Consider the following 6,891-nt stretch of genomic DNA (forward strand, 5'->3'; position numbering starts at 1 on the left):
AAACCGGATTATTTCACAATTACTTTAAATGTTTTGGTTCCGAAATCTGAATTTACGGTAACGAGATACATTCCAGATGACGCTTTTATCACATCATCATAGAGATAATTCTCTATCTGGGTAAACTGTTTCTGCTGAAGCAAAGTACCCGTCGGAGTGTAAACGGTTACGGTTGCATTTGTTTGATGTGCAAACTGCATGGCAATTGTAAAATGACCGTCGACTGTTGGATTGGGATATAAAATTAAAACCGTAGCATCCGGATTTTCCTTTCCGTCTGTCTTCACTGCAATTTTACTGGACGTTTTACACTTTTGGTCACTTGCCAATCTAATTTCATAAGTACCGGGCTGATCTACTAAAATCTTCGGATTATTATCTAAAAAATTACCTTCGTAATACCATTCGTATTCATAATTCCCTTCCGGCAGGCCAAGGCTGGCATCTAAAATCAGCGCATTTCCGTCTGTCAATTGATATTCTGGTTTTAAATCCGGAAAAGTACCCTCCTTATCGGCCACAAAAACCGTTTCTGAATATAAATTGCCTCTTGTATCGCGAACGATATAATCGTAATTCCCCGAAGAAAGCTGAACGCCTGAACTGCTTTTTGCGGTTTGGCTCCACTGTTTTAAAACAGTATCACTTCCTTGTTTTTTAACGGTTACGGTAAACGGTGCTTCTCCGCCTTCAATCGTATAATTCAATTCTCCTGAAGAATTTACAGCGCAATTGGCCTGGGTAATCCAGACACGGCTGAACATTTGCGGTGCTACTTTCAATGTAAATTTGGTTGTACCGGACAGCTGTTTGTCCCAGTTAAAGTCTTTTAAATTCAGCTTTTCCTTACTCGAAGTGCTTGCCAACTTAATGTATTCGGAATTATTTTCATCAAAAGTTCCTTTTCCGGAATGGTCTACCAGCAGCCAGTAATAACTGTCTTTCGGAAGGGTTCCTTTTATAAATTTCGGATCAAAAGTCCAATCCAGATTTAAATCTGAAGTACGGGCAAAATCAAGCTGCCATTGTCTGTCAACACCTGTTGGTTCCCCTTGTTCCTGTTTTTTAACCAGTAGATTTTTTGCGTTATCACTCCAGAAAACAAAATAATTATCCGGAATTGTATTGCTCTTGCTTTTCAGTTCCATAGTCAGCAAACCTTCGTCGACCATATTACTGCTTTTTACCTGCAATAAGCCACTTACATTATCTCTTCCGATTCCGGTAATAGAGGACTCAAAACCTTTATGCTTTTCAATGTCCCAAATCGTCTGCCCCAGACTGTTGAGATAATTTTTAATTTCAAACTGAGAAAGCGAAATACCGTATTTAACGGCCAGATAGCTCGCAATTTTTTGCGTTTCGACTCCGGATAAAACACGGTTGTACACGAGAATTTCACTTATATTTCCGCTGAATTCTTCCGGCGGTAATTTTTCGAACTTCGATTTCAAACCAATGGTCAGGGATGATGGCTTTGCAACACTGTCGGTGATGTTTTGCTGAAAAAAGTGAATATTGGCTTTTTGTGGTTTTACCTTTTCGCTGTACGACTGGTAATTGTATTTATTTAAATCGGCCAGGCGTTTATTTGTTGCCACAGAAACTGTTTTTTTCGCATCATTGATCGTCCATAAAAGCTGTTCTTTCAAACTGTCTTTTACTTTATAAACCATAAATACGGTCTGTCTTCTTTTTGTATCAGTACCCAAAGGCAGGATCAGGGAATCTTTTGCTTTATCGAAAGCAATACTTGGATTGAAATTAAAAGCGCCTCCTTTTTGCGTATTGGCCGGTATTTTGGCTTCCTTATTCGTGAGGCTTTCCCAATAATAAGCATCGCCATTGGCTCTTGATTTGATCCAGAAAAAAGGTTCGTGAACATTTCCGGGCCTGATTTTTTGCTGTGAAAAAATCAAATTACCGGTCGACACCGATAGTAAAATTACCAGTAAAAAAATCTTCTTATTCATAATAGGTAATGATTTTTAAGATGATTATTTATTAAAAATTCCCGAGGTCGTCAAAATCGAATGAATACCCGATAATCAATGAAATGCTGTTGATTTTATTTTTGTTTTCGCTGTAACGGTGTCCGTTTTCTTCTGTTGTCAAAGCATCTGTCAGACCTAAAGTATAACGTGCTCCAACAGATAGATTCGAACTGAATTCGTATCCTAAAGACAGCATCCCTGAAAAATAATTTTTACCGGTTAAGGATTCCTTTAAGACTTTCTGCACATTCGCATCCGGCTCAAAATAAGCACCCGAACTGCCAAATACTTCCTGGCTGTTTGACGTGTACTTTATATTGTCACTGGCAATATTAAAACTAACGTAAGGTCCCACACCAATATAAAATCCTTCAACAGGATAATATTTAAATTGTGCACCAACATTAATATAGCTGTAACCAAAAGTCATTTTATATTTCAGTCCTTCTGTGTCTTCATAATTCAAATCGGTACTTTGACCGGAATACGAAACTTCGGTTTGAATACTCACTTTGGCATACGGATATTTCCAATTGATAAAGAAGCCGCCGGTTCCTCCAAACTTGCCTTTCTCTTCTAATGTATATCCTTCGTAAATACCTTTGGGAACTATCACATCAGGAAGATTAGATAATGTTGAATGAATACCTCCGGCAAAAATACCATAGGTGATCTCTCTGTCACCTTGTGCCAAAACAGCTTTTGTGCTTACTAAAAGAAGAAGCAGAATAAATTTTTTCATTTTTTTAATTGAAATTACCATTGATGAAAACTATAGCCTACAGAAAAACAAATCACACCACTTTTATTTTGATTTTCTATAAACTGAAAAGAAGAAGCATTACTTTTTACCACATCTTTTACGCCTAAATAATAACGTAAATCGAAGTGAATACTTTGATGAAGTTCATAACCTGCCGCAAAACACAGAGAAAAATCATCTGCACCCTCAAGTCCGTCCTGATAGAACTGTCTTGTTGCTACATCGTACATTCCTCCTGCTTCGTTGGAGGTGTATGTAACATTATTCGGAGATAAACTGATGCCGTAAAAAGCACCAAAACCTAAATTTAATCCTTGGTAGGGGTATACTTTATACAAAGCCCCGATCTGCAGGTAAGAATAATGAAGTCCTAACTCGAACTCTTTTCCCACGGCATCGCGATAGGTAACTTTTTCTCCGGATTGTCTGAATAAGATTTCCGGCTGAATGGCAACACGCGTATCATAAAGTTTGAAGTTTAAAAAGAAACCGCCTTCTAAACCATAAGCCCCTTTACTTTCCATAACACTGTTATCAAATGTATTATCCCTTCCCTTAATGCTTTCCGGCAAATTACTGATTTTAGACTGCAATGCACCAAACTTTAATCCGTAGGTGATATTGGTTTCATTTTGACTGTAAACAGAAGCGTTAAAAAAACAACAAAAAATTGATAAGTATAGTATTACTTTCATGCGGAAAATTTTTTGCGAATATATGTATTAATAATTGAAAGGTAATCCTCATAAGTCGACAAAGTGCTAAATAATCTGTTAAAAAAATATTTCAGATTAAACAACATAAACATTGATAAACTGATGATTTTACTTCTGAAAATAACTGATGATTTAAGGATTTCGAAATAAAAAAAGAAGGCAAAACGTAAAGTTTCCAATAAGTTATTTATAAGATAGTTTCCTGTGATAATTTATAAAGAAACAAATTGATTTCAAAAATTCCCCAGCTGTAACTTTTACTAATTTCTGTATACTAACTTTTATGAACCAAAACTATATCCTATGAAAACTATAAAGTCGTTGCTTCTAATTTCTTCTTTTTTGGTAATGTGTGTGACTCTAAATGCACAAGAAAAGATTCAATCTCCGGAGCACAATGAAATAATGGCGTCACTAATTAAAAATGAAGCGTATGAAATGAATTGGTTTGCCTTTCGTGATACCGTAAAAATTGAAATCGGAAAAGTGTTTACTACAATCTCCAAAACAAAAAACACCCTAAAAGTCACCACTACCGTGAAAATGAAAGACAAACCCGATTGGGTCGATGAAACTATTGCAGAACTTCCTGAACTAAAACCTGTAAGACACACTTCTGTTAACACGCAAAGGGACATCACCCTTAATTTTGGGAAACAGACCACCGGTTTTTATCTGGATAAAACCGGGAACAAAAAAACAGAAATCAATGAAAACACAGATGGTGACTTTTTTGACAGTAACCTTTATCCGCAATTAATTCGCTGGCTGCCGTTAAAAGAAAATTATAAAACAGAAATCACTATTTTTGATTATAATCCAATGACGAAAGCGGGAATTATTAAAGCCAATATAACCAATACTAAAAAAGGAATCTACATGAACAAATCGGTCTGGATCGTTACCGTGACAGACGGGATTTCCCAAAACAAAGTGATCAATAACTATTATATTGATTCTGAAACCAATCAATTTTTGAAACAGGAAATTGACATGGGCACCAGAAAAATGACATTAGAAAAAGCATACTAATTACATAGCAACCAAATATCTTAAATTAGTTGATCTAAAATATTTGGCCGAAACAGCAAAAATAACTAATCTGAGAAACCAAACACTTCCATGACCAGAAAAACAATACTTTTAATTGGGTTTATTATCTTAAAATTTGTTTTACAATACGTTTTACTAAGTCCCGAATATGATTTGCACCGTGATGAATACCTGCATCTCAATCAGGCGCATCACCTGGCCTGGGGGTATTTGTCGGTTCCGCCGGTGACCTCGTGGATTTCATATCTGATATTTTTACTCGGGAATTCTGTTTTCTGGGTAAAGTTTTTCCCTGCCTTATTTGGCGTTCTGACACTGGTTATCGTCTGGAAAACTATTGAAGCTTTAAAAGGAAATCTGTATGCTTTAATCCTGGGAGCAATCTGTATTTTGTTGTCCTCGCTGCTTCGGATCAATATGCTGTATCAGCCCAATTCATTAGATGTATTGTGCTGGACCGCGTTTTATTATGTTATTATCCTGTACATCAAAACCGAAAACACAAAATGGTTTTATATTGGCGCTGTCGTATTTGCTTTTGGCTTTCTAAACAAATACAACATTTTGTTCCTGCTTATCGGCCTTCTGCCTGCTCTTTTGCTTTCTCCTCAAAGAAAGATTTTAGCCCAAAAAAAGGTGTATTTCGCCTTACTCCTTGGACTACTGTTAATCCTTCCGAATCTTTTATGGCAGTACAACAATCAATTTCCGATTGTGCATCATATGAAAGAATTAGCGGAAACACAATTGGTCAACGTGGACCGCATGGGGTTTTTAAAAGAACAGCTTTTGTTTTTTATCGGCGCTGTTCCGGTTATTATTGCGGCACTTTATGCGTTATTATTTTATAAACCTTTCTCGAAATATAAATTGTTCTTTGGAACTATTATTTTCACACTACTTGTCTTTTTATATTTCAAAGCCAAAGCCTATTATGCCATTGGTTTGTATCCCGTTTATATTGCTTTCGGATCTGTTTTTCTTTCCGATATTTTAAAATCAGGCTGGAAACGGTATTTGCAGCCTGTCTTTATACTGATTCCTGTACTGTTTTTTATTCCGATCTACCATTTTGCTTTTCCCAATAAGAGCCCGGAATATATTGTACAACATCCGGAACACTATAAAAACCTGGGAATGTTACGCTGGGAAGACGGAAAAGATCATGCCCTGCCTCAGGATTTCGCTGATATGCTGGGCTGGAAAGAACTGGCCCGCAAAACCGATTCTGTTTATTCCGCTTTGCCTAATGAGGACAAAACGATAGTCCTTTGCGACAATTACGGACAGGCCGGTGCGATTAATTATTACACTAAAAAAGGAATCAAAGCAGTTTCTTTTAATGCCGATTATGTCAATTGGTTTGATCTTACCATAACATACAAAAACCTCATCAGGGTTAAGGAATACGAAGAAGAGGACAATGAGTTTAAAGAAACCAGTCCGTATTTTAAAACGTCCCGGATCGCTGGTACAATAAACAATCCCTATGCCCGCGAATACAAAACAACTATTTTCGTTTTTACGGATGCGACAGTCAACATCAACAAAAGGCTGGAACAGGAAATCAAGGATGAAAAAGATTATAGTAAGTAACCCAAAAATGACTGACTTCACTACTCTTGACTATTTAAAAACCGGAAATCAAAAACAAATCCGTGCTTACGAAGTCTTAACCCAAAATAAGATTTTGTCTCAGCTTGCTGAATTTGATCCGCTTTTAGTCGGTACCATTCCCATAAATATTGCTATCGAAAACAGTGATCTCGATATCATTTGTTATTGGAAAGACAAAACCCATTTTATCGAAAAGCTAACCGCTATTTTTGGAACTGAGGCTGAATTTACGATTCGGGAAACCACAATTAATAATCAGGAATCAATTATAGCAAACTTCAGGAAAGCAGCTTTTGAAATTGAAATCTTCGGACAAAATATTCCGGTTCAAAATCAGAACGGATACCGACACATGATCATCGAATACAATATTCTACAATTAAAAGGTGAAAAATTCAGGCTTGAAATTATCCGACTCAAACAAAACGGTTACAAAACTGAACCTGCTTTTGGTCTTTTGCTAGGGCTAAAAGACGATCCTTACACGGAATTATTGGACTATAAATTTTAAAGGTGTAACTTATTAAAGAGACTCCTCGCCTATTATTCCTTTTAAACTACTAACCACCAGAAAATTAAAAACCAAAACTGCTTAAATAAAAAAAATCAGTAATTCCTTTGCTAAACTGTATTTACTACGTATATTTGCACCCACATCGCGGGATAGAGCAGTAGGCAGCTCGTCGGGCTCATAACCCGAAGGTCACAGGTTCGAGTCCTGTTCCCGCTACTACATGGGACAAAGAAG

6 protein-coding genes and 1 tRNA gene are annotated in these 6,891 nt (G+C 36.6%); 4 read left to right on the plus strand and 3 right to left on the minus strand.

Annotation, left to right across the window (positions count from 1 at the left end; translation table 11 throughout):
- Positions 1 to 8 precede the first annotated feature (8 nt).
- Genes EV142_RS23445 through EV142_RS23455 form a run of 3 tightly spaced genes read right to left on the minus strand, consistent with a single transcriptional unit; the run spans position 9 to position 3,452 of the window.
- Entirely contained in the window at positions 9 to 1,973 is a 1,965-nt protein-coding gene (locus tag EV142_RS23445; RefSeq protein WP_132038297.1) for a T9SS type A sorting domain-containing protein, read from the minus strand.
- A gap of 31 nt (positions 1,974 to 2,004) precedes the next feature.
- Complete coding sequence (locus tag EV142_RS23450) at positions 2,005 to 2,736, minus strand: outer membrane beta-barrel protein (RefSeq protein WP_132038298.1); 732 nt, start codon at positions 2,734 to 2,736, stop codon at positions 2,005 to 2,007.
- 14 nt (positions 2,737 to 2,750) lie between these two features.
- Positions 2,751 to 3,452, minus strand: a complete 702-nt coding sequence (locus EV142_RS23455) for an outer membrane beta-barrel protein (protein ID WP_127340871.1) — start codon at positions 3,450 to 3,452, stop codon at positions 2,751 to 2,753.
- A gap of 324 nt (positions 3,453 to 3,776) precedes the next feature.
- On the opposite strand from EV142_RS23455, the gene EV142_RS23460 reads away from it, so the two are divergent.
- The 4 genes from EV142_RS23460 to EV142_RS23475 all read left to right on the plus strand — a co-directional run bounded on the left by EV142_RS23460 (position 3,777) and on the right by EV142_RS23475 (position 6,873).
- Positions 3,777 to 4,505, plus strand: a complete 729-nt coding sequence (locus EV142_RS23460) for a DUF3108 domain-containing protein (protein ID WP_132038299.1) — start codon at positions 3,777 to 3,779, stop codon at positions 4,503 to 4,505.
- A gap of 90 nt (positions 4,506 to 4,595) precedes the next feature.
- Positions 4,596 to 6,122, plus strand: a complete 1,527-nt coding sequence (locus EV142_RS23465; RefSeq protein WP_132038300.1) for an ArnT family glycosyltransferase — start codon at positions 4,596 to 4,598, stop codon at positions 6,120 to 6,122.
- 7 nt (positions 6,123 to 6,129) lie between these two features.
- Positions 6,130 to 6,654 carry a DUF4269 domain-containing protein gene (locus EV142_RS23470; RefSeq protein WP_132038301.1) on the plus strand — a complete coding sequence of 175 codons (525 nt, stop codon included), beginning with the start codon at positions 6,130 to 6,132 and terminating at the stop codon, positions 6,652 to 6,654.
- Between the two features lie 146 nt (positions 6,655 to 6,800).
- Positions 6,801 to 6,873, plus strand: a tRNA-Met gene (locus EV142_RS23475).
- Positions 6,874 to 6,891 lie beyond the last annotated feature (18 nt).

This window comes from Flavobacterium circumlabens (assembly GCF_004345565.1).
GTDB lineage: Bacteria > Bacteroidota > Bacteroidia > Flavobacteriales > Flavobacteriaceae > Flavobacterium > Flavobacterium circumlabens.

What these genes read in the sequence shown, in the direction of transcription:
- EV142_RS23470 (WP_132038301.1), top strand. Translation starts at nt 6,130, where the DNA reads ATGACTGACTTCACTACTCTTGACTATTTAAAAACCGGAAATCAAAAA.
- EV142_RS23455 (WP_127340871.1), bottom strand. Translation starts at nt 3,452, where the DNA reads ATGAAAGTAATACTATACTTATCAATTTTTTGTTGTTTTTTTAACGCT.
- EV142_RS23450 (WP_132038298.1), bottom strand. Translation starts at nt 2,736, where the DNA reads ATGAAAAAATTTATTCTGCTTCTTCTTTTAGTAAGCACAAAAGCTGTT.
- EV142_RS23460 (WP_132038299.1), top strand. Translation starts at nt 3,777, where the DNA reads ATGAAAACTATAAAGTCGTTGCTTCTAATTTCTTCTTTTTTGGTAATG.
- EV142_RS23445 (WP_132038297.1), bottom strand. Translation starts at nt 1,973, where the DNA reads ATGAATAAGAAGATTTTTTTACTGGTAATTTTACTATCGGTGTCGACC.
- EV142_RS23465 (WP_132038300.1), top strand. Translation starts at nt 4,596, where the DNA reads ATGACCAGAAAAACAATACTTTTAATTGGGTTTATTATCTTAAAATTT.